Here is a 23,182-nt window from a genome sequence, read left to right as displayed (position 1 = left end):
GAGTCAGCACTTGAGCCAAAACTCCGCTTTGTGGAGGTGTTCCGTTCGTACTTTTACCCCTGAAATACAGTGTTTTTGTGGCGACCACCGGCGTTTTTTTTGCTATAATAATGTATAATTCATAGCTTTCTACATAATAAGAGATTTTTCGCAGTCTACGGACTTTAATCATAGCAGGAATGAAGCAGCAGAGGAGGTGGGCCATGCATAAGGATTGGGCTTCTATCCTGGGCCAGGCACTTTCCGCAGAAAGTGCTTATAGAACGTTATTCGATCATCATCCGGATTTCATCATTGTACTGGACCGGCAGGGGCAGTATGTAGACAGTAACCGGAGCTTAAGCGCTGAGGATGCAGGGAGGCTGATGAACTGCCGGATGTTCCCGCCCGGCAAGGCTTATTTTGCATCTGCACTCGCCGGCATAGCTTCCAGCTTCGAACTGAAGCTTGCTGAAGTTATAGCTATGGCGGAGGCGGACCGCGCGGATGCCGGGACAGCAGAGGCGCCTGGGCCTGACGGGAGCGGCAGTACAGCGGGTGTCACTGTAAGGTATGTGCCGCTCCATACGCCGGAAGGCATTGCCGGCGTCTTCGCCGTGATTCACGATACCGGGCATCAGCCGTTTGCCCAGCTGCTGCAAAGCTGGGCAGAGATGGGCGGTGATGCTGCCGGAAGTAACCGGGAGCAGCAGGCGGCTGCGGATGCTGCAGCACTGCCAGCCGGGGATTTGCCGGCAGAGGAAGAGCAGCCGCATTCAGAATTTGTGTTTGAGATGGCGGAGGACAGACGGCTGAGCCTGATCCTGAATTCGGTTGCTGCGGGCATCTTCGGGCTGGATACACTGGGCCGGACGATTTTCATCAACCGCGAAGGAGCGGAAATGCTGGGATATGAGCCGGAAGAGCTGGCCGGGCTGAATATGATGGATATCATTTATTATATTCAGAGGGGAGGTTCATCCGGCCATGCGGGGCTGGATTGTCCAATCCGCAATACGATTACGGATGGCATCACCCGGACGAGGGCGGATGAAATCTTCTGGCGCAAGGACGGCACCAGCTTCTTCGTCAACTACCGGATTGCTCCGCTGCTGGATAAAGGCATCATCTGCGGGGTGGTGGTCTCCTTCAGTGATCTTACGAACGAGCGGGAGATTCTCCGGGCCAAGGAGTCGGCGGAGCAGGCCGCACAGGCCAAAGCGGATTTCCTGGCGATGATGAGCCATGAGATCCGCACCCCGATGAACGGGATGATCGGGATGGCCGATCTGCTGCTGGAAACGGAGCTTGAGGAGGAGCAGCGCAGCTATGCCGAGATTCTGCGCAGCAGCAGCTACAGCCTGCTGCAGATTCTCAATGACATTCTTGATTTTAGCAAGATGGAAGCGGGTAAAATGCCGCTGCAATCCGAGCGCTTCGAGCTGCGCGAGATGCTGGAGGGCATTATTGACCTGTTCACTCCGAAAGCGGAGGAGAAGAAGCTCGCCCTGCGCTGGTGGGCAGATACCAGCGTTCCCGATATGGTGGCAACGGACCCGAGCCGGCTGCGGCAGATTATCGTCAATCTGGTCGGCAACGCCCTGAAGTTCACCGATCACGGCAGTGTCACCCTCTCGGTGAAGAACATCCCGCTGCCGGCTTCACCCGAATATCTGGTGGAGTTCTCCGTCCGGGATACGGGCGTGGGTATTGCGGACAGCAAGCTGAATCTGCTCTTCCAGTCCTTCTCGCAGCTGCATCCGTCCATTAACCGCAAATACGGCGGTACGGGCCTCGGCCTGGCGATCTGCAAGCAGCTGGTGGAGCTGATGGGCGGCACGATCTTCGTAGAGAGCGAAGAGAACCGCGGCTCCATCTTCCGGTTCATGCTTCCGTTCGTGAAGGAAGAGACGGAAGTGGAGTCAGTTCTTTATTGGGACTGATTCTGCTAAGTAGCCTTCAGCAGAGGAGTGCTGGAGGCAGCTTGTTTCGGGCTTAGTGTATGCGGAAAACCGAATACAATGTGCTGCCGCGAGGGCAAATGGCCCAAATGTATGCGGAACGCGTGTAAGTGCAACAAAAACACCTCCAATCGCTCGATTGGAGGTGTTTCTTGTATGCTGACCCCGCAGATGGGACCGCTCTATACAAGCTGATAACTTAAGGATCCGTACTCCGATCCTGCACAAAGCACAATATTGTGCTCATCCTATCATGCAGTAACAAAAGTGCAGGCTTGGCTCCTAACGCATGTACATTAGTCCGACTGTAGCCGGGCCGCAGTGGCTGCCGATGACGCAGCCGGCATGAATTACGGCAATCTCAGCCACATCGGTCTGCTCGCGCAGCGCAGCCTCCAGCACTTTGGCATCTTCTGGAGCCAGTGTATGGGCAATGATCAGCAGCTCCTTGTCCATTTCACCGGCATTCTCAAGCGCATGCTGGAGCATCTGCTCGACGGCCTTCTCCTTCTTGCCGCGGACCTTGGCTACCGGTACGATAGCGCCATCCACCAGCCGCAGAACAGGCCGGATCTTCAGCAGGCTGCCGATAAAATTCTGCATGCCGGAGCAGCGGCCGCCCATATATAAGTAATCTAATGTATCAACGACGAATTCTGATTCGACCCGCTCCCGGGCGGCTCTGACCATAGCAGCGATGTCGGCGGCGCTGCTGCCTGCGGCTGCGGCCCGGGCGGCTTTCATCACCAGCAGCGCAATTCCGCCGCATAGGGTCTGGGAGTCAATGACATGTACCCGGCCTTCAGGGAACTCACCTGCAGCCAGCAGGGCATTCTGGTATGTAGAGGATAAAGAAGACGACAGGCTGATGTAGACGATATCTCCGCCGCTGCTGATTACCGGCTGGAAGGCGGCAATGAAATCTGCCGGAGACGGGGCGGCTGTCTTGGGCAGTGCACCATTCGCGGCAACCCGGCGGTACACTTCCTCCGGAGTAATCTCGACCCCGTCCTTGAAGGTACCGTCCTCAAAAACTACATATAACGGGACAATGCCGATATCATACGTTTCCTTCCAGCCTTGCGGCAAATCGGAAGTGCTGTCTGAAAAGATTTTTACGATAGACATGAATATCTCCTTCACCAATTCTTGGATAAGTCTATTCCATGGTAAGACCTTATAATCTGTTCATTATACCAAGCCTGCTGTGATTCTCAAAATAAAAATTGCCAGCCCGGGCGTATAAGCCTCCCCGGACATGCCAAAAAGGCTTAGCCGCCCTGACGGGACAGCCAAGCCTTTCGCGTTAAGCCTGGAAATACGTTATTTCTTCCTTACCGGAATCCATATCTCGCAAGAGTAATCCTCTGCGGATACATCACCCGGGGGATACAATTCGAATTCAGGGCCGCCCGAATGCTCGTAGCCCGTTCCCGGGAACCATTCCTGATAGATCCGCTGCCAGACGCCTTGAATTGAATCCGGTAATGCGCCTTCGGATTTGAATACTGCCCAGGTCGCAGCCGGAATTACAGCGGTCTCGTACCCTTGCGGATCAGTCTCAGGTGTACCTTCCACTCCGATCCAATAGGTCAGCATTTCTGCCTGCATATCCATACACATACAAATACCGAGCCAATCATTACCGGGGCCAAGCTCAATCAGGTGATCTGAAGTGCCGTCAGCATTGCATTCATCCCAGAACTGCGGGATTCTGCGGAAGTTTTCCCCCTCCCGGGTAGTTACCTCCATTGATTTGCCGATAACGGTAAAAGCCTCTTTATTCACGATTTTGTAATCCATTTCCTGATCTCCCTTCAATGACAGATGGAAAGAGAGGCGGGGGAATGCTTTCAGCTGTACGCCCGGCTCTCGCGCGGCAGAAGGAGTGATTCCATGTGCTTTGCGGAAAGCCTTGGCGAATGACTCCGGAGAGTCATATCCGTATTTCAGCGCCACATCCAGCACGCGGATCTTCGAGACCGCCAGTTCCTGGGCAGCCAGAGTTAATCTGCGCTTGCGGATATAGTCAGCTACCGTAACGCCGGTCAGCATGCTGAACATACGCTGGAAGTGAAAAGGTGAGGAGAACGCCACCTCAGCAACCTCTTCGATCCGCAGCGGCTCGGTGATATTACTCTCCATATAGTCCAGCGCATTCTTCATTCGGATCAGCCATTCCAAGTTTGCCAGCTCCCTTTGTAACCATAGTATCATCTTGCCGGAGGGCCGGTCCTGTTATTCTGTGCTCTTCTAGGGCAGGATTCAGCCTTCCGTATACAAGCCTATGATGGCATGTTTCAGGAGAATTGTCGATGGTTCAGCAGCCAGCGTGACCGCCTAACCGGCAAACCCGTGCCTCATATGGGCGCAGTGTGCTGCGGTCCATGTCCGCCGGCTCTTCCGGATAATTGCTGATTATCGTCGCAGTCACAGCGTTAAGCTCATCTGTCAGCTCTATAGTCTGCGCGGCAGCACTGAAGTTCAGCAGTACCAGCCACTTCACTTCGTCCAGCGTGCGGGTGTAAGCATAGACATATTCGTGATCCGGCAAAAGCAACCCGTAATCCCCGTAGACCATAACGGGATGCTGCTTGCGCAGGGTGATCAGCTGCTGATAATAGTAAAATACCGAATCCGGCTCAGCCAGTGCCTGCTCCACATTAATTTCTGTATAGCGCGGATTGAGCTTAAGCCAGGGTGTGCCGGTGGTAAATCCGGCATTCGCTGAAGTATCCCACTGCATCGGGGTGCGGGCGTTATCGCGGCCCTTGGCATGAATTGCCTTCAGAACCGTGTCATGATCTCCGCCGCCTTCCGTAACCTTTTCACGGTACATATTGAGAATCTCGATATCCTTATAGTCTTCCAGCAGCGGGAATTTCACATTGGTCATGCCGATTTCTTCACCCTGATAGATGTACGGCGTGCCCTTAAGCGTGTGCAGCAGAGTGGCGAGCATCTTGGCTGAGATTACGCGGTACCTGCCGTCATCCCCGAACCGGGAGACCATCCGCGGCTGATCGTGGTTATTCAGATACAGGCTGTTCCAGCCTTGCTCAGCCAGCCCCACCTGCCATTTATGCAAAATATCGCGCAGCCCCTTAAGCGTCCACGGAACCACGTTCCACTTGCCGCCCGGGCCGGAATCGACATCCATATGCTCGAACTGGAATACCATCTGCAGCTCTTGCCGGTCTTCACCGGTATAGAGAATGGCATCCCCGACAGTTGCCCCCGGAGTCTCGCCGACGGTCATTATCTCGTATTTGGAGAGCACTTCACGATTCATTTCCTGGAGATACTCATGAACCCGCGGTCCGTTCATATAATATTCCCCGCCGCCGGCCAGCTCGCCGGGAGCCAGACCATCATGGTATGCGGAGGGGAGGCCTTCTACTTTGGAGATCATGTTAATGACATCCATCCGCAGCCCGTCCACACCTTTATCCAGCCAAAAAGCAATCATCTTATAGAGGGCTTCCCGCAGCTCCGGGTTCTCCCAGTTGAGATCCGGCTGTTTACGCGAGAACAGGTGGAGATAATATTCGCCTGTTGTCTCATCCAGCTCCCAGGCAGGACCGCTGAAGATCGAGCTCCAGTTGTTCGGCAGTGCACCATCGGGTCCGCCGGGACGCCAGATGTAATAATCGCGGTAGGGGTTATCCTTCGAGGCGCGGGATTCTGCGAACCAGGCATGCTCATCCGAGGAATGATTGATCACGAGGTCCATCATCAGCTTCATGCCGCGTGCATGCAGCCCGGCGAGCAGCTCTTCCCAATCCTTCAGGGTGCCGAATTCATCCATAATATTTTCATAGTCGCTGATGTCATACCCATTGTCATCGTTCGGCGATTTGTAGACCGGTGACAGCCAGACTACATCGACGCCCAGCTTCTGCAAATAATCCAGCCGGGAGATGATTCCCTGCAGGTCCCCGATTCCGTCCCCGTTGCTGTCCTGGAAGCTGCGCGGGTAAATCTGATAGACTACGGCTTCTTTCCAAAAGGCTTTTTTCATTTGAGTAAGCTCCTTTGAGTGGTATTAGGAAAATCACATGAATTTAAATCTCTTATTTGGATGTAGCCGTAACTGCGGTGAAGTTTTGGACTTCCGGCCGCTGTTGTCCCCAGATATCTTCAATGTAAACCGCTGTTAGCGGTTGATATCCGGTGACTGCTTATGCTTCCGGAGTGAGCCTTCCTGCGGAAAGCTTTCAGGCGGACGCTAACGCTCCTTCCAGTTCCCAAATTCCCCTCCGTTACTTTTATCCTATGATTGTCTTCCTAAGTTCAAATAATAAAAAAAGCCCCCAAGAAGCTCATTGCCTCCGGGGGCCGGAAAGATTACACCGAGACAGAAGAACTCTCAGCAGTGACGCTGCCCAGTCCGTCCACAGTGTAATCCTTGCCGTGGATCGTGATGGATGCCGGAACATCCGTTTCATTCGCAACCGTAATCTGTACATCGGTAACTGTAACCTTCAGCCTAGCGCCGCGGAACATAATTTTGAACGAATAAGAGGTCCAGTGCCCCGGGTTAGACGGATTCAGGGCCAGACGGTCATTCAATACGCGGAGCCCGCCGAAGCCATGCACGACCGACATCCATGTTCCAGCCATGCTCGTAGTGTGGCAGCCGTCTTCCGTATCATTGTTGTAATTGTCGAGATCGAGCCGCGACGTGCGCAGATACATCTCATAAGCCTTCTCCTTGTAGCCCAGCTCACAGGCCAGAATTGCATGGATACAAGGGGAGAGGGAAGATTCATGTACGGTGATCGGCTCATAAAAGTCGAAATTCCGCTTCTTCGTATCCAGATCATAGCGGTCACCGAGGAAATAAAGCCCCTGCAGCACATCCGCCTGCTTGATGAAGCAGGAGCGCAGGATGCGGTCCCAGGACCATTTCTGGTTCAGCGGGAGATGCTCCGGCGCAACATCCTTAACCTGGATAATCTCCTTATCGAGGAAGCCGTCCTGCTGCAGGAAGATGCCGCGTTCTTCGTCAGCCGGGTAGTACATTTTGGCGATAATTTCGTTCCACTGTACCGTTTCGCTCTCCAGCAGCCCCAGCTTGTCGGTCAGCTCTGCATAACGGGAGCCCTCATTCTCCTGCAGATATGCCAGCGCCTCCAGTGTATATTCCATCGTCCAGGCGGCGATCCGGTTGGTGTACCAGTTATTGTTGACGTTATTCTCGTATTCGTTCGGGCCGGTGACCCCGAGCATCACATATTTGTCCTTGTGCGGCACATAATGGACACGTTCTTCCCAGAAGCGGGCAATCTCCACCAGCACCTCAAGGCCATATTGGCCGAGATAAGCTTTGTCGCCGGTATAATTCACGTAATTATATATGGCGTAAGCAATCGCGCCGTTGCGGTGAATCTCTTCAAACGTAATCTCCCACTCGTTGTGGCACTCTTCGCCATTCATCGTCACCATCGGGTAGAGCGCGCCTTTAGCATAACCGAGCTTGCGGGCGTTTTCCTTGGCTTTCTCCAGATGCTTGTAACGGTAAATCAGCAGATTGCGGGCAATCGAGGCGTCGGCGGTGCTCAGATAGAACGGCACACAGTAAGCTTCGGTATCCCAGTAGGTGCTGCCGCCATATTTTTCCCCGGTGAAGCCCTTCGGTCCGATGTTCAGCCGGTCGTCTTCACCCGTGTAGGTCTGATTTAGCTGGAAAATATTAAACCGGATCGCCTGCTGCGCGGAGGCATCGCCTTCGATGATAATGTCGCTTTCCTTCCATTTATCTGCCCAAGCCGCAGCCTGTTCGGTTAAAAGCGCTACAAAACCTGCTTCCTGTGCGCCCTGCAGTGCCGTCCGCGCGGCATCTACCAGCTGGCCCAGCCCGTAATTGCGTGAGGTGACATTAGCGGCATATTTATAGATCACGACCTGGTCGCCGGACTCTACCGGAATGGTTGTTTTACTGCCAACGTATTTCTCCTGCTCGAAGGCTTCCGCCTCTGCGGCAACCGGTTCACCGTTCAGCAGAATGTCGCAGGCATAGGCTGACGTTACGTGGAAATCAAGCTTTTTCGTCTTCAGGGTAAGATGTCCGCCGGCCGGCTCGGCCTTCTTCTCGACCTCGTTCCAGAACTTCTCGTCGTAGTTGGCATCCTTATTCTTGATGTCGCCGTCCAGGTAAGGGGTTACGGTAAGCACTCCTGAGAAATTCAGCGGAGTCACGGAATAGCGGATCGCGCCGATCTCCGGGCGGACCAGGCTGACAATCCGGATACTCTCCACCTGCACTTCCTGGCCTTCTGCGGTAGTAGCTGTGAAGCTGCGGGAGAGTGTGCCTTCCTTCATATTGAGCACCCGGCGGAACTCGCTGACGGTGCACGTGGCCAGATCCAGCGGCGTGCCGTCCAGCTCAATGTTGATGCCGATCCAGTTCGTGCTGTTCAGTACCTTGGCAAAATACTCGGGATAGCCGTTCTTCCACCAGCCGACCCGCGTCTTGTCAGGGTAATACACACCGGCCATATAGCTGCCCTGCAGGCTGTGTCCGCTGTACTGCTCCTCGAAGTTGGCTCTGCCGCCCATGTATCCGTTCCCGATGCTAAATACGCTTTCGGAAATCTCCTGGGTCTGCGGATCAAACGATTCTTCGATAATAGACCATTCATCAATTTTCAAGTACTGTTTCATTTGGTTGGCTCCTTTAAGTTGGGGGAATGGGATAAAATGAACCGATCCTCTACATTAAATTTATGGTGACGGTACCGCCACTGCGCGAAATGTTTGGACTTCCGGCCGCTGTTGTCCCCAGATTTCTTGATTTAAACCGCTAATCACGGTAGAAATCCGGTGACAAAGGCGGACGCTAGCGCTCCTACAGTTCCAAACTTCCGCTCCGCAGCTTCGTCCCCATAAATTTAAATGAATTTTCAGTTCATTTTATAAAAAGTAGGGCAGAAGAGATTCTAGTATGCTAATTGCACTTCGTACAACTAAATGGTCTGTTTGTCTTCCGGTTATAACTTTAGCTGTATTTCGTACAATTAAACTGCACTGAGCAGCTTGTTTTAACGTATCCGGGTGAAAGTAGTTGTACATAGTGCAGTTATACGAACGAATAACAACTTTTCATGCCTTTTAACTGTACATAATACAGTTATCTTGGGGTTTCTTTTGGAATTGAAGAGACCGATTGCTTCATTTCTCGAGTGAATCTACTTCTCAGGTTCTGACACTGTACTAAGCTCATGCATAGCTGTTGTTACTCATCAAACAGAAGCCAGGGCTTCCCGCAGGGCAGGAACACTGATCTGCTGCAGAGACGGGACGACCAGATTCGCCGCACCCAGCGTCTCAGCGGAACCGATGCCGACGCTGCGCATGCCGGCCCGGGTGGCGGCGAGAATTCCGGCTTCGGCATCCTCGAAAACCACACAGTTCTCGGGCGCAGTATGTAAAGCCTGCGCTCCCAGCAGGAACACCTCGGGATCGGGCTTGGCTGCGCTGGTATGCGTACCGTCGATAATGGCATCGAACCAGGGAGTCAGGCCGGTGTTGTCCAGGATGGTCATAGCGTTCTTACTGGCGGAGCCGAGCGCAACCTTGATACCGGCTTCACGGCATTCCTTGAGGAAATCCAGTGCACCCGGAAGAATCTCCGAGCTGTCCATCTTCGCGATATATTCGACATAGCGGCTGTTCTTTTGCTCGGCCAGCCGGGCTTTCTCGTCTTCAGCCAGCTCGATGCCTCCGATCTCCAGCAGGATATTCAGGGACGCGGCCCGGCTGACGCCCTTGAGCCGTTCATTATCCTGTTCGGTGAACTCGAATCCTAGTTCCCCGGCCAGTTCCCTCCAGGCGATGTAATGATATCTGGCCGTGTCAACGAGGACACCGTCCAGATCGAACAGGCAGGCGTTGATTTCTGACATGTTGGACCTCCTAAAATGTGTTTTGGGGTAAATACAGCTTGTTTTTAAATTAGCGCAAACGTTTGAACAAAACTCCAAAAAATAAATGAAGCACAGATAGCTTCATTTATCTTCTTGTAGAATCACTGCTTTCCCGGAGCATGCATGGAAGACTCCCGTACGATTAGGCGGTGGGGAATGACAAATCGGTTGGTATATCCTTCCTGGTTATCCGGCTTCTGGATACTCTGAATCAGTATCTGTGAGGCTGTATAGCCAAGATGATAAATGCCGATATCGATGCTGCTGATCGGCGGACTGGACAGTTCCGAGAGCGGGATATTGTTAAAGCTGACAATCGCCAAATCCTCGGGAACCTTGTAGTTCAGCTCATTCAATCCGCGCAATACACCGAAGGAAACCATATCATCCACGGCAACGAGTGCGGTGGGGCGGTTCGGCAGATTCATGAAGAAGGACATCGCCCTGTAGCCGCTGTCCTGCAGAAACTCGCCTTCGACGATCCATTCGGGCTTCATTTCAAGACCTTTGCCAAGCATCGCCTTGCGGTAGCCTTCCAGACGGTCGCGCGATACGATAAGGTTCGGCGGACCGCTTACGAAGCCAATACGTTCATGGCCCATCGAGATGAGATGGTTCGTCGCATCATAGGCAGCCATGATATTGTCATTGTCCACAGATAATATATCCTCATAGCGGTCGCTTCGTCCAACCAGAACGAATGGATAGCCGCCTGATTCCAAGAAATCAATCACCGCATCATCTTTACGGGAATACAGCAGAATAACGCCGTCCACACGGCGTCCCTTGAGCAATCTGGAGACAGCTTCCAGCTCTTCTTTCTCAGTTGCCCCGGAGCTGATTAGCACATCGTAGCCTGAACGGCTGGACTGCGTGACAATTCCGCGGATCAATTCCATAAAAAACAAGTTGGAGAACAGCTCTTCAGCCGGTTTCGGTAGGATGATGCAGAGGCTGTTGGTTGTCTTGGAAACGAGACTTTTGGCCATCATATTCGGGGTGTAGCCCATTTCCTCCATAATCACTTTAACCTTACGGGAAGTTTCTAGGCTGATTCTGGGATGGCCTGACAACACCCGGGAGACTGTGGAGGGAGACACTCCCGCTTTCTTGGCCACGTCCTTAATGGTAACTGTCATAGAAACCTCCTCATGAAACCGTTCGCTTTACACAGTAATATTAATCGAAGAGCTGGGGATTGTAAATAGATAAACCCTTGCTGTATCACAATCCCTGCATTGCATGCGCCATAATAAATTATTTTCCGTAAAAGGTTACAATTGGGGGAAAACAAAGGAATGCGGGCAAAAAAGGCTTTCCGGCATGCGGAAAATGGCTTCTGCACCAGCACGAAATTCAGCATGATTTGGAAAATTGGTAGTTGACAATGACTTTAAGGGAGGATTAGTATAAAACCGAAATAAAGCAAGCGGTTACAAATGCCGTTTGTGCAGAACGCCCGAAGCAAAAGGATAAGGCTTTGGATTTGTCTGCACTAAAATGCAAACGTTTGCGCATGAAAAGCGAAATATCGTGAAGATTTTATTAAGCCCGGCAAGGAGGATTGGGGTCTAATCAGTTTGGGAAAATCTTCACAGGCGTACGCTGCAGCCGGGAGAGGATGGACAGCCGCGGTCTGTCCTGTGGTGGAACATCATCAAAATTGTGGGGGGATCGAGGGAATGAAAATCGCTTTACGGGTAAAAAAGGCATTTGCAGTCATAATGGTTATCGTTCTGGTATGCTCCGGCTTTGGCATGAATCTGCCTAGAGCCAGTGCAGAAACGAGAAAGGTTGTGCTGGCAGGAGATTTGCAGACGAGGTTCATCGGTCTTGATTCTGCTGAAACGAAGGATTGGAATGAGAAGTCGACAGTAACCGAGCTGACTTACAAAGGGGAGGGGCTGTACACCTTTTCAGGCATCCTGCCTAAAGGGACTTATCAATATAAAATTACCCTTAATGATGAGTGGACAGAGAACTACGGGTATGGCAGCTACACTAATCCGAACGGGGTAGACGCTAACGGGAACATCCAAATTTCACTGGCTGAAGAGACCCGCGTGACCTTTTATTATAACGACAATACCAAAGCCATTGCCGATTCCACGTATTACACACCGGTTGCTGCAGAGCGTCTTCCCCGGGTGACAGGCAGTCTGCAGACGGCGCTGGGAGATGCGGACAATGATTCACCGGAAGCGGCGCGGACACTGCTCACTGATCCTGATTTTGACGGAATCTATGAGCAGACTGCCGTTCTGCCTGCCGGTAATTATACTTACCGGATTTATCTTCCGGGTGCTGACCCGGCGGGCGGAGTCTCCTATCCGGATGCGGCGCAGGAGCTTAAGCTTCCCTCTGAATTACCTGTAACATTCAAGTATAATGCGGGGGACAACAGTGTGTCTGCCCATTATACGGTTCCTTCCGGACCGGGTACGGCAGTGCCAGTGCCCGCCGGGAATATAAGAGTCCATTACCACCGTGCTGCGGGCGATTATTCCGGCCTGGGATTATGGACATGGGGCGATTTCGTCTCACCTTCCAAGGCTTGGCCAAAGGATGCTGTTCCTTTTCCTGAAGGACAAACCGATACCTACGGGGCTTATGTTGATCTGCCTGTCAAGGATGGGGCGAAGAGCATTTCCTTCCTTGTGGTTAACCGGGCTACCGGAGTAAAGGAAATGGAAGACGGGGACAAAACCTTCAGCATCAGCACCCCGCAGACTAATGAGGTCTGGATTACGGAAGGCTCCAACAAGGTAACGCCTTATGAACCGGTTGACCTCCCGGCGGATACCGTGCGTATTCACTACATGCGCTCCGACAACAACCAGAAGGAATACGGCCTCTGGCTCTGGGGGGATGTGGCGGTGCCGTCGAATGCATGGCCGAAAGACGCTACCTCTTTTAAGCCTGAGCACAGGGATGCTTTTGGCGCCTATGCGGATATTCCGCTTATGAAAGACGGCAAGACGATCAATTTCATTGTTATGAAGCCTGCAAACGGCGAGAAGGACGGTCCGGCGGGCAATGAGAACAAAAGCTTTGCTTTTCTGGACCGGTACAACCAGCTGTGGGTGAAGGAGAACGACCCGAATGTGTATACATCTCCTTTCGGCGAAACTCCGGTGGGGCTACTATCCGCGGATATATTGTCCGCAAGCAAGCTTTGGCTCGGGTTCACGTTAACGGACGGACTTACGGCGGACGCATTGAAAACAGCCATTTCCATCCAGGATTCGGAAGGAAACCTGGTCCCCGTAACAGCGGCAACGATTACGGGCACTGCCTCTGTTGAAGTGGCTACCGGTGCGTTTGATCTGCAGAAAATTCCGCTGAGTGTCACGTATGCAGGGAAAACTGTATCCGCTTCCACCGGCTGGAGAATGCTGGATGAGCTGTACAATTACACAGGTGACGATCTTGGAGCCACTTACCATAAGGCCGGCAAATCGGCAACGCTGAAGCTCTGGGCTCCGAAGGCGAGTTCAGTGACTGCGGTTGTCTATGACAAGAACAACTCCAATCTCACCGTAGGCCGTACCGAGCTGCTTCCCGGGGAGAAGGGGGTCTGGTCGGCAGAGCTGACTCCGGCTGATCTGGCCGGCGCGCCCGGCGCAGGGGATGTCAGAGGCTTCTACTACCAGTATGAAGTGACCAATGAAGGGGTAACCAGGCAGGTGCTTGATCCCTATGCCAAATCCATGGCAGTATTCACGGTGAATACTGCAGGTGAGGCGGGCGCAGGCGGCGATTCGACCGGCAAAGCGGCGATTGTAGATTTAAGCGCCACGAATCCTGAAGGCTTCCGGGCTGCAGACATTGCCGGTTATGCGGAGCGTGAGGATGCCGTTATCTACGAGGCGCACATCAGAGACCTCACCTCTGATCCTGGAATCCAGTCGAGTCTCGGCGGGGAACGCTGGGGGTCTTATGCTGCTTTTGCGTCGAAGCTGGATTATATCAAATCACTGGGTGTAACCCATATTCAGCTGCTTCCGGTAATGGCCTGGTATTACGGGGACGAAACCGGGATGGAAGACAGGGAGCTGGACTATTCGGCGCAAGGAAATGAGTATAACTGGGGTTATGATCCGCATAACTATTTCTCTCCTGACGGTGCCTATTCCCGGAATCCGGCAGATCCGGAGCTGCGGATCAAAGAGCTTAAAGGCTTGATTGATGCGGTGCATGAGGCCGGAATGGGTGTCATTCTTGACGTAGTGTACACCCATATGGCCAAAAAAGAATTTCTGAACGATATCGTGCCTAATTATTACGCCTTCCAGGACCCGGCCGGGAACTTCATCGGCGGCTTCGGCAATAATCTGGCGACCAGCCACAAGATGGCGGAGAAGCTGATGACCGATTCCGTGAAATACTGGTTCCAGGAATATAAAATCGACGGCATGCGCTGGGACATGATGGGCGACGCCACGGCAGATGCGGTTCAGGCTGCTTATGACGCCGCAGCTGCCATCAATCCGAACGCCCTGTTCATCGGGGAAGGCTGGAAAACCTTCGGGGGGGATGCTTCAGAGCCGTCCCTTAAAGGCAAAGCCGCCGACCAGAGCTGGATGGATAAGACAGACAGCACCGGGGTGTTCTCCGATGAATTCCGCAATGAGCTGAAGTCCGGGTACGGGATGGAAGGAGATCCCCGGTTTATAACCGGCGGGGCACGCAGCCTGACAACGATTCTGAACAATATCAAGGCGCAGCCTTCCAACGTTCCGGCAGATGATCCGGGCGATATTGTGCAGTACATTGAAGCGCATGACAATCTCACGCTGCATGATGTTATCGCCCTGTCCCTTAAGAAGAACCCGCAGAATGAGCAGAATGAGCTGGAGATTCAGAAACGGATCAGGCTGGGAAATATGCTGCTGCTGACTTCCCAGGGAACCGCCTTCCTGCAGGCGGGCCAGGAGTACGGGCGTACCAAGCAGTGGATGGCTGCGGGGGCTCCCGAGCAGAAATATACTGAAGTCCGGGATGCCCATGACAGCTCGGTCAGTTATTTCATCAACGATTCTTATGATTCATCGGATGCGGTCAATAAATTTGACTGGGCTGCGGCGACCGATGACGTGAATTACCCTGTGCAGAATGCGACAAGGGAATACACGGCCGGCCTGATTAAGCTGCGGAAATCCACCGATGCATTCCGGCTGGGTGATCTCAGCCTGGTGAATTCCAATGTTAAACTTATCGCGGCACCGGAGCTGCAGCCGGAGGATTTGGCGATCGGCTACACAAGTAAAGCAACGGATGGAACCGGAATCTATTATGTATTCATGAACGGGGACAGCAAGACAAGGAAGCTGACCCTGCAGGAGGATTTGACGGACGGTACCGTGCTTGCCGACAACGACGAAGCCGGCACCGAAGCCATTCTTGCCGCGGATCAGAGCGGATTCAGTCTGACAGCGGATGCAATCACTCTTGAACCGCTTACCGCTGTAATTATCCGCAAAGATGCGGATGCGGCAGTGCTGTCTCAGCTGGAGACGGATCAAAGTGGCTATGTGCTTGGGGCGGACAGCTCGCATCAGCTTGCGGTTACGGCCAGATATGGTGATGGCAGCTCCAGGAATGTGACCTCCAAAGCACTGTATACATCCGATAAACCGGAAGTGGCCACGGTTACAGCCAAGGGGCTGGTCAAAGGGCTTAAAGCCGGGACCGCAACTCTTACCGCTGCTTATGGCGGCATATCAACAAAAGTAACCGTAGAAGTAACCAGCCCGCCGGCGGAAAGCAAACGGTATGTGCAGTTTACTTATACCCGGGAAGACAAGGATTACAAGGGGTGGAGTGTATGGCTGTGGTACACCGGAGCAAAAGACGGTGAGGTGAAGCTGACAGAGCCTGAAGGCAGTTCAGCAAGCTCGACAGCATTGTTTGAAGTAGGCAAAGACGCAACCCAGGTAGGATTCGTACTTATTAAGGGTCTGGATTGGTCTGATAATAAGCAGGATATTTCAGATGACCGCTATATTACCCTGACCCCCGGTGAGGCGTTCACTAAAGTCCATGTACAAAGCATGGTTAAAGAGCTGGACATCACTCCGGGCATCAGCGGTCCGCTTATGCAGGATGAAGCAATTACGTTCCTGTACCGTGATGAGGAGCTGTTCCGCACCGGCGGTATGGCATCTATAACCGGTGTTAAGGTGAAAGTAAACGGCACCGAATATCCGATGGAGTACGACGCCGGCAAGGAGTGGTTCAGCTACAAGCTGGGCGGTCTGGAAGAAGGCTTGTACAAGTATACCTTCATTGTGACCAGGGACGGAGCGACCCGGGAGGTCACTGATCCGAAGAATACGGTGAACGGGGAATCCAGCCTGTATTATCACAAGCCGGAAGTCAGTATTACTGCAGAAGTGAATCCGCCGGCGGTTGCTTCTGACGAAAATGCTGTTTTAACGGTCAGGGCTGTTGCCGCAGAAGAGGTATCTTATAAAGACGCTTATCTGGACCTTACTGCTCTGGGCGGACCAGCCAGGGTCAAATTCGATACAGAGCTTATGCAGCAGACGATAGCGGTGAAGGCGGATGTGCCGGCGGGCATTAAAACCATTCAGGTTGTGCTAGTGGACCAGTATGGCAATCTGCACAGACAATCCGCCGTGATTGAAGTCAAGGCCAGAACTTACAGCGGCTCCGCGCTTGACTTCGACTGGGATGAGGCGCGGATCTACTTCGCGCTGACCGACCGCTTCAAGGACGGGGACCCGGCTAACAATGAGAATGTGGATAAAGCACATCTTGAAGCCTATCATGGCGGAGATTTCAGAGGAATGATCGATAATCTCGGTTATCTGCAGGAGCTGGGCATCAACACGCTCTGGATCACACCGGTTGTAGATAATATTGATTTCAATCAGGGTGTAAGCTTCGGGGGCAAGCAATACGCCTATCACGGGTATTGGGCCAAAGACTTCACTAAGCTTGATGAGCATCTTGGCGATATGGCGGCCTTCAAGGAGCTGATCGAGAAGGCGCATGACAAGGGCATCAAGATTATGGTCGATGTGGTGCTTAACCATACAGGCTACGGGCTGAAGGAGAGTGACGACAATCCGGGAGTAACGGCAGAGGACAAGGCGCGTTTCGCCGGAATGCTGCGTACAGACGGTGTCCAGTCCGACAAGGATGTTATCAAAGGCGAGCTGAGCGGGCTGCCGGACTTCAAAACGGAGGATCCTGCGGTGCGCGAACAGATCATTGCCTGGCAGACAGGCTGGCTGGATAATGCACGGACAGCGCGCGGGGATACGATCGACTATTTCCGTGTGGATACAGTTAAGCATGTGGAGAGCACAACCTGGAAAGCGTTCAAAAATGCGCTGACTGCTAAGGCTCCGGGCTTCAAATTACTCGGTGAGTATTTCGGCGGAACCGCCGATAATGACGGCGGCATGCTGCAGAGCGGCCAGATGGACGGCTTGCTCGATTTCAGCTTCAATGATCAGGCCAAGCTGTTCACGGATGGCGCCATTACTGCTGTGGATGCTTATCTGCAGGAACGTGAAGCGAAGATCAGCAATACCGGAATGATGGCACAGTTCCTCAGCAGCCATGATGAGGACGGCTTCTTGTCCAATTACGTTGACGGTGACAAGGGCAAGCTCAAGATCGCTGCCGCGCTGCAGATTACGGCCAAGGGGCAGCCGGTAATTTATTACGGGGAAGAGCTGGGGCGGTCAGGTAAAAATGCCGGAGATATGGCCGAAGGCAAATTCAGCGAGAACCGGGGCGATATGCCTTGGGATCAGCTCACTGCAGAACAGGGGCTTCATGATCATTATCAGAAGCTGCTGAATATCAGAGCCAAGTATTCGCAAGTGTATGCCAAAGGCATCCGCAGCAAGCTTGCCGGCTCGGATGATCTTGGCTATCTGGCCTTTAACAAGCAATACGGCGACGATAATGTGGTTACCGTAATTAACACGAAGGCAGAAGGTCAGAGTGTTGAAATTCCGGTACCGTTCACACCATTGTCTTCCGTACAGGACGAATACAGCGGCGAGCTGTACACGGTATCTGCAGCCGGGAAGGTAACAGTCCAGCTGCCGGGCAGGGATGACGGCGGGACAGTGATTCTGGCGGCACAGCCGGTGGTGGTACCTCCGACACCAACACCAACACCGACACCAACGCCAACGCCAACGCCAACACCGACACCGGTGCCAACACCAACGGCACAATCCGAATTAATATCTGCCGCCAAGCCACTAGTATCGCCAACGGCGGCCCCGGCAGGCGTACAGGTCATCAGCGAAGCTGCTCTGAGCGGCGGAGAGAGAGGCCAAGCAGAGATTACTCTCGAGCCGGGCAAGACTTCGGTGCTGCTGCCGGCCGGGGCAGCCGGAATGCTGGGCGGCAATAAACTGGTTATTGTCGCGGAGGGACTGTCTGTTACCTTCCCTAATGCGGTATTGGCTGATATCGAAGCCATGGCCGGAGGCAAGGATGCGGATGCTTCACAACTCCAGCTTGAGCTGATTCCCATCAGCAAGGCTGAGGCTCAGGATACTGTTAAGAAGTTCAGCACAGACAACTTGGCTGTAACTGCTGTATCCGGAATGTATGAGCTTAAACTGGCAATAATCCATAAAGACGGTACAAGCCTGGCGGTAACAGCGTTTAAGCAGCCCGTTACATTATCGCTTAAGCTTCAGGGAAGTCCGGTTATGGATTGGACGGGTGTGTTCCATCTGGAAGATGCCGGTGGGCTGAAGTATATGGGAGGAACGGTTCAGGCGGACGGTTCACTTACAGCGGCTGTTTCCCATTTCAGCAGGTATGCAGCGCTCCAGATGAATGCGGCCTTCAATGATGTGCCCGATACCCACTGGGCTTCCGCTGCGGTGAAATCGCTGGCGGCGAAACAGGTGGCTGCCGGAGTCTCAGCTGCTCTATTTGAGCCGGCAAGAAATGTGACACGCGCGGAGTTTACTGCATTATTGATGCGTGCACTCGGCCAGCCTGGGGAGGAGCGGGCCATATTCTCCGATGTCCCGGCCGGTGCATGGTATTCATCGTATGTAGCAGCAGCCTCCAGACTTGGCATAGTGAACGGACGCACCAGCAGTACCTTTGCGCCGGACGCAGCAATCAGCCGCCAGGAAATGGCGGTTATGGTCATCCGCGCGCTGGAGTTCAAACAGGGCCGGCGCCTGGCTTCCGCAGCAGATCACTCTGTGTTCGCCGATGCTGCCAGTATCAGCTCCTGGGCGGCAGCCTATGTGAACACAGCTGAAGCACTGGAACTGATTGAGGGCAGAGCGAATCATCTGTTTGCCCCCCGGGACCTGCTGACCCGTGCGGAGAGCGCACAGGTAGTGTATAAGCTGCTCGGCAAATAGTCTGCACAACTGAAACTGCAACAAAACAGGGTATTCCGCAAGCCTCACTGGCTGCTGCGGAATACCCTGTTTGCGTTGCCTTGCTATGAAATGAACGCGTTAAAAGAAATTACCGGAACGGCCGCTAGGCCAAGTCAGCCTGCAGCACTGCATAACCGTAAGCCGGGAGCTTAAGCGACAGTCTGCCGCGTTCGGCGCGGAGGGAATCACCGGTGAAGAGATTCTCCCAGGAGCGTTCCTGAACATTTAGCTGGAAGGTCTGCGCTGTCCCCTCTGTGTTGATGAGCACGATAATAAGATCGTCACCAAGACTGCGCTCATAAGCCAGCTTGCTGCCCCCGGGACCGGCTTCAAGGAATGTAAAGCTTCCTGTACGGAGTGCCGGATGACTGCCGCGGATATCAATCAGCTTGCGGTAGTAGCTGAACAAGTCACGGTCCTGCTTCTCCGGATCCCATTCCATGCACTTGCGGCAGCCGGGGTCATCTCCCCCATCAATGCCAATCTCATCCCCGTAATAAATGCAGGGCGTACCTAAGAAGGTGAACTGGAACAGTGCGGCCAGCTTCATTTTATTCTTATGGCCTTCGGCCACAGTCAGCAGGCGGGCGGTATCGTGGCTGTCCAGCAGGTTAAAGGCCACTTCACTGGCCTGCAGGGGATAGCGCGACAGCTGTTTGCCGATGGAGTTGGCGAAGCCTTCGGCATCCAGCGTGCCTTTAACGAAGAAGTCGAGCACAGCATCGGTGAACGGATAGTTCATTACGGCATCGAACTTGTCGCCTTCCAGCCATGGCGCAGATTCATGCCAGATCTCGCCGAGAATATAAGCCTCGGGATTTGCGCGTTTCACGACCTTGCGGAATTCACGCCAGAACTCATGATCCACCTCATTAGCCACATCCAGGCGCCAGCCGTCGATTCCGACCTCTTTGATCCAGTATTCAGCCACTTTCAGCAAATATGCCTTGACCTCAGGGTTCTCCGTATTCAGCTTCGGCATCAGCGGCTCAAAGGCAAAGGAATCATAGTTAGGAAGGTTATCCACCACCTGAAGTGGGAAACTGCGGACATGGAACCAATTCTTATAGGGGGAGGCCTCGCCGTTCTTCAGCACGTCAACGAACGGGGCGAAGGTCCGCCCTGCATGGTTAAATACAGCATCCAGCAGCACGCGGATACCGCGTTCATGACAGGCGTTAACCAGTCTTTTCAGCGTGTCCACATCCCCAAAATGCGGATCCACCTGCATGTAGTCCTCGGTATCATACTTGTGGTTGGTTGTGGCTGTGAAAACCGGAGTGAAATAGATGCCGGTAATGCCTAGCTCAGTAAGATGATCCAGATGGTCGATTACCCCCTGCAGGTCGCCGCCGAAGAAATTGTCCCGCTCAGGCTCGCCGCCCCATGGCTGTACATTCTCAGGATTCCGGCTGGCATCCCCGTTTGCGAACCGTTCAGGGAAGATCTGATAGAAGACGGCGTCCTTCACCCACGCGGGAGGAATGAACACGTCGCCGCGGTTAATATATGGGAATTCAAACAGCCGGTAAGGATTAGCCGGACGTTCTGTCTGAAAATCGCTTTCGGTCATCCAGATCCGTTCATGGCCTTTTTGGAGCAGAAAACCGTATTTCAGCCGGCGGTAGAGCGGTACCGACTCACACTCCCAGTAGTCAAACATGGCATCAGAGGTGAACAGTGTCATAGGGATTAATTCCTTGGTCGTATCCCAGGCATATTTGTCTCCGGCCCAGGCGAAAACCTCGGTCAGATCGCCTTTCTTGGCGCGCAGGCGCAGGTGGATCGTTTCGTGATCATAGGCATAAGACCAGTTGAGACGCGGGCGGTGATAAACAGCTTCCAGTAACATAACAATTCCTCCCAAAAAGAATATAAGACCAGTTCTGCACACAGCAAAAAGGCACAAACACCGCCGGTTAATTGGTCCGAGGTTGTACCCAAATGAAGTAACATTGCCTTTAAATTGTATGTAGAATCGGCCTGTCATAATGGTTTGGATTATAGCACGGAAAATATAGAGGTACAATACTTTTGTACAAACAGTTGCACAAATTTTATGACAAACGAAAACGATTACTGAAACATAATTCTTCCAAATAAACATGATTTCTCGACAATATACGCCAATAAAAACGATATTTTCAAAAATAATAAATCTATAAAAAAGAAAAATGAAGATAATGGAAGAAAACATTTGAAAACAAGAGATATAAATCATTCTTATAGCGATAATCAGGAAATTTGGCTCAATATGATCTGTGCAAACGTTTTAACAATCAAGTGCACTGTTGTATTATGGATTCAGGAATGAAGCGCTTTCTAGTGCTGAACGCAGCGTTTTCTGATGGATCAAAAGAGATACATACTTTTTTTTGGGATCTGGTGAAATCGTTTGCGCAAAGTTGGAGGCATATCTTCAAATCCAGTGAAACTTAAAAATCGGGAGGGGTTAAAAGCAATGAAGCTCAAAAAACTAATGGTTCTCACCGCAGCGTTCTCTATGGCAATGTCAATTACGGCGTGCGGCTCAAACAACAATAACGGGGGAAATGCAGCAGCAACAAACGCACCGGCGGACAATACGGCAGTGGCAACTGACAACGCTGGTACAAACAGTGAGAATACTCCGGCTACAGACGAGGTTGTACCTGAAGAAGGCGCATCCCTGGTGATCTGGGAAAGTAAAGAAGAAAGAGCCTTTGCTGAAGAAATCGCCAAGCAGTTCACCGCACAATACAACGTTCCAATCAAAATTGAAGAGGTGGCACCGCCCGATCAGGTCGGCAAGCTGACCCAGGACGGTCCTTCCGGACTGGCTGCAGACGTTATCCTCATTCCGCATGACAATCTCGGTAAGGCAGCAAGTGCAAGCCTGCTCCTTCCCAACGATATTTTCGGTGAAGAAACCAAAGCAGAGAATACCGAAGCCTCTATCGTAGGTTCTTCCTATGACGGTGAACTCTATGGTTATCCTAGAGCGGCAGAAACTTATGCACTGTTCTACAACAAATCCCTTGTAACAGAAGCTCCGAAATCCTTCGATGACGTTATTGCCTTCAGCAAAACGTTCACGGATAAAGCCAAGAACAGATACGGAATTATGTGGGAAGTCGGCAACATGTATTTCAACTATCCGTTTATCGCTACAACAGGCGGTTACCTGTTCGGCAAAGACGGCACAGACAAAGACGATATCGGTCTGAACAATGAGGGTGCGATCAAAGGCCTGACTGAATTTGCGAAGCTGAAAGAAGTATTGCCGCTTAAGAGCGGAGACATTAACCCGGACATCAAGCGCAGCTTGTTCAACTCAGGCGATGTGGCTATGGACATCACGGGACCGTGGGAGCTTGCCGGTTATAAAGAAGCTCTGGGCGACAACCTCGGAATTGCACCGGTTCCAACCGTCGACGGCAAAACAGCAATCACGTTCTCCGGAATCAAAATTTTCGCAGTCAACGCCTACACTCAGTATCCGAATGCGGCTAAATTGTATGCCCGCTTTGCTTCCGGCAAAGATGCGCAGCTGACACTTAACAAACTGATCGGTTCCGTGCCTACGAATAATGAAGCACTGCAGGATGCACAAATCACTAGTGATCCATATGTATCCGCTTTTGCTGAACAAGCCAAGAACTCCCAGCCAATGCCTTCGATTCCTGAAATGGGTAACGTCTGGAGCCCGGTCAATGCGGCGCTTCCGGAAATCTGGGATAACAACGCTGACCCTAAGGCAGCTATGGACAAAGCAGTAGAACAAATCAAGGATCTGAATAACGGGGCATCCGCCCAGTAAAAGCAGCTACCCGGCAGTGACATCAGCTGCCCTTGAGCCGGCTGACAACCATCAACAAACAGTGGAATTCAATCGCCCGCCGCACAGCTCGCGGCGGGCAGTTTCCTGAAT

At 52.6% G+C, this 23,182-nt stretch carries 10 protein-coding genes; 3 read left to right on the top strand and 7 right to left on the bottom strand.

Annotated elements, in window-relative coordinates; all coding sequences use genetic code 11:
• Window positions 1-203 precede the first annotated feature (203 nt).
• Window positions 204-1,922 (top strand): PAS domain-containing sensor histidine kinase, encoded by a 1,719-nt coding sequence (locus LOS79_RS14930; RefSeq protein ID WP_315421148.1) that lies wholly within the window; start codon window positions 204-206, stop codon window positions 1,920-1,922.
• A 300-nt stretch (window positions 1,923-2,222) separates the two neighbouring features.
• On the opposite strand, the gene LOS79_RS14925 is transcribed toward LOS79_RS14930, so the two are convergent.
• The 6 genes from LOS79_RS14925 to LOS79_RS14900 form a co-directional block, all read right to left on the bottom strand.
• A complete protein-coding gene (locus LOS79_RS14925) occupies window positions 2,223-3,068 on the bottom strand; it encodes a DegV family protein (protein ID WP_315421146.1) in 846 nt (281 codons plus the stop codon).
• A 195-nt stretch (window positions 3,069-3,263) separates the two neighbouring features.
• A complete protein-coding gene (locus LOS79_RS14920) occupies window positions 3,264-4,124 on the bottom strand; it encodes an AraC family transcriptional regulator (RefSeq protein WP_315421144.1) in 861 nt (286 codons plus the stop codon).
• Between the two features lie 136 nt (window positions 4,125-4,260).
• Entirely contained in the window at window positions 4,261-5,961 is a 1,701-nt protein-coding gene (locus tag LOS79_RS14915; protein WP_315421142.1) for a glycoside hydrolase family 13 protein, read from the bottom strand.
• Between the two features lie 326 nt (window positions 5,962-6,287).
• Window positions 6,288-8,606, bottom strand: coding sequence for a glycoside hydrolase family 65 protein (locus LOS79_RS14910; protein ID WP_315421140.1), 2,319 nt, complete (start codon window positions 8,604-8,606; stop codon window positions 6,288-6,290).
• 578 nt (window positions 8,607-9,184) lie between these two features.
• Window positions 9,185-9,847: a beta-phosphoglucomutase gene (gene pgmB, locus LOS79_RS14905; RefSeq protein WP_315421138.1), complete on the bottom strand. Its 663-nt coding sequence runs from the start codon at window positions 9,845-9,847 to the stop codon at window positions 9,185-9,187.
• A gap of 122 nt (window positions 9,848-9,969) precedes the next feature.
• On the bottom strand, window positions 9,970-11,007 hold the full coding sequence (locus LOS79_RS14900) for a LacI family DNA-binding transcriptional regulator (protein WP_315421135.1): 1,038 nt from the start codon (window positions 11,005-11,007) through the stop codon (window positions 9,970-9,972).
• Between the two features lie 543 nt (window positions 11,008-11,550).
• Between LOS79_RS14900 and LOS79_RS14895 the strand changes: the two genes are divergently transcribed.
• Window positions 11,551-19,251 carry a pullulanase gene (locus tag LOS79_RS14895; protein ID WP_315421131.1) on the top strand — a complete coding sequence of 2,567 codons (7,701 nt, stop codon included), beginning with the start codon at window positions 11,551-11,553 and terminating at the stop codon, window positions 19,249-19,251.
• Between the two features lie 124 nt (window positions 19,252-19,375).
• On the opposite strand, the gene LOS79_RS14890 is transcribed toward LOS79_RS14895, so the two are convergent.
• On the bottom strand, window positions 19,376-21,124 hold the full coding sequence (locus tag LOS79_RS14890) for an alpha-glycosidase (RefSeq protein ID WP_315421129.1): 1,749 nt from the start codon (window positions 21,122-21,124) through the stop codon (window positions 19,376-19,378).
• Window positions 21,125-21,733: 609 nt separating this feature from the next.
• On the opposite strand from LOS79_RS14890, the gene LOS79_RS14885 reads away from it, so the two are divergent.
• On the top strand, window positions 21,734-23,071 hold the full coding sequence (locus LOS79_RS14885) for a sugar ABC transporter substrate-binding protein (RefSeq protein ID WP_315421127.1): 1,338 nt from the start codon (window positions 21,734-21,736) through the stop codon (window positions 23,069-23,071).
• The last annotated feature ends 111 nt before the right edge of the window (window positions 23,072-23,182 follow it).

Source organism: Paenibacillus sp. MMS20-IR301, assembly GCF_032302195.1.
Lineage (GTDB): Bacteria > Bacillota > Bacilli > Paenibacillales > Paenibacillaceae > Paenibacillus_AQ.
Note: the sequence above shows the minus strand (reverse complement) of the source record. Positions and strands in the feature narration are given on the sequence as shown.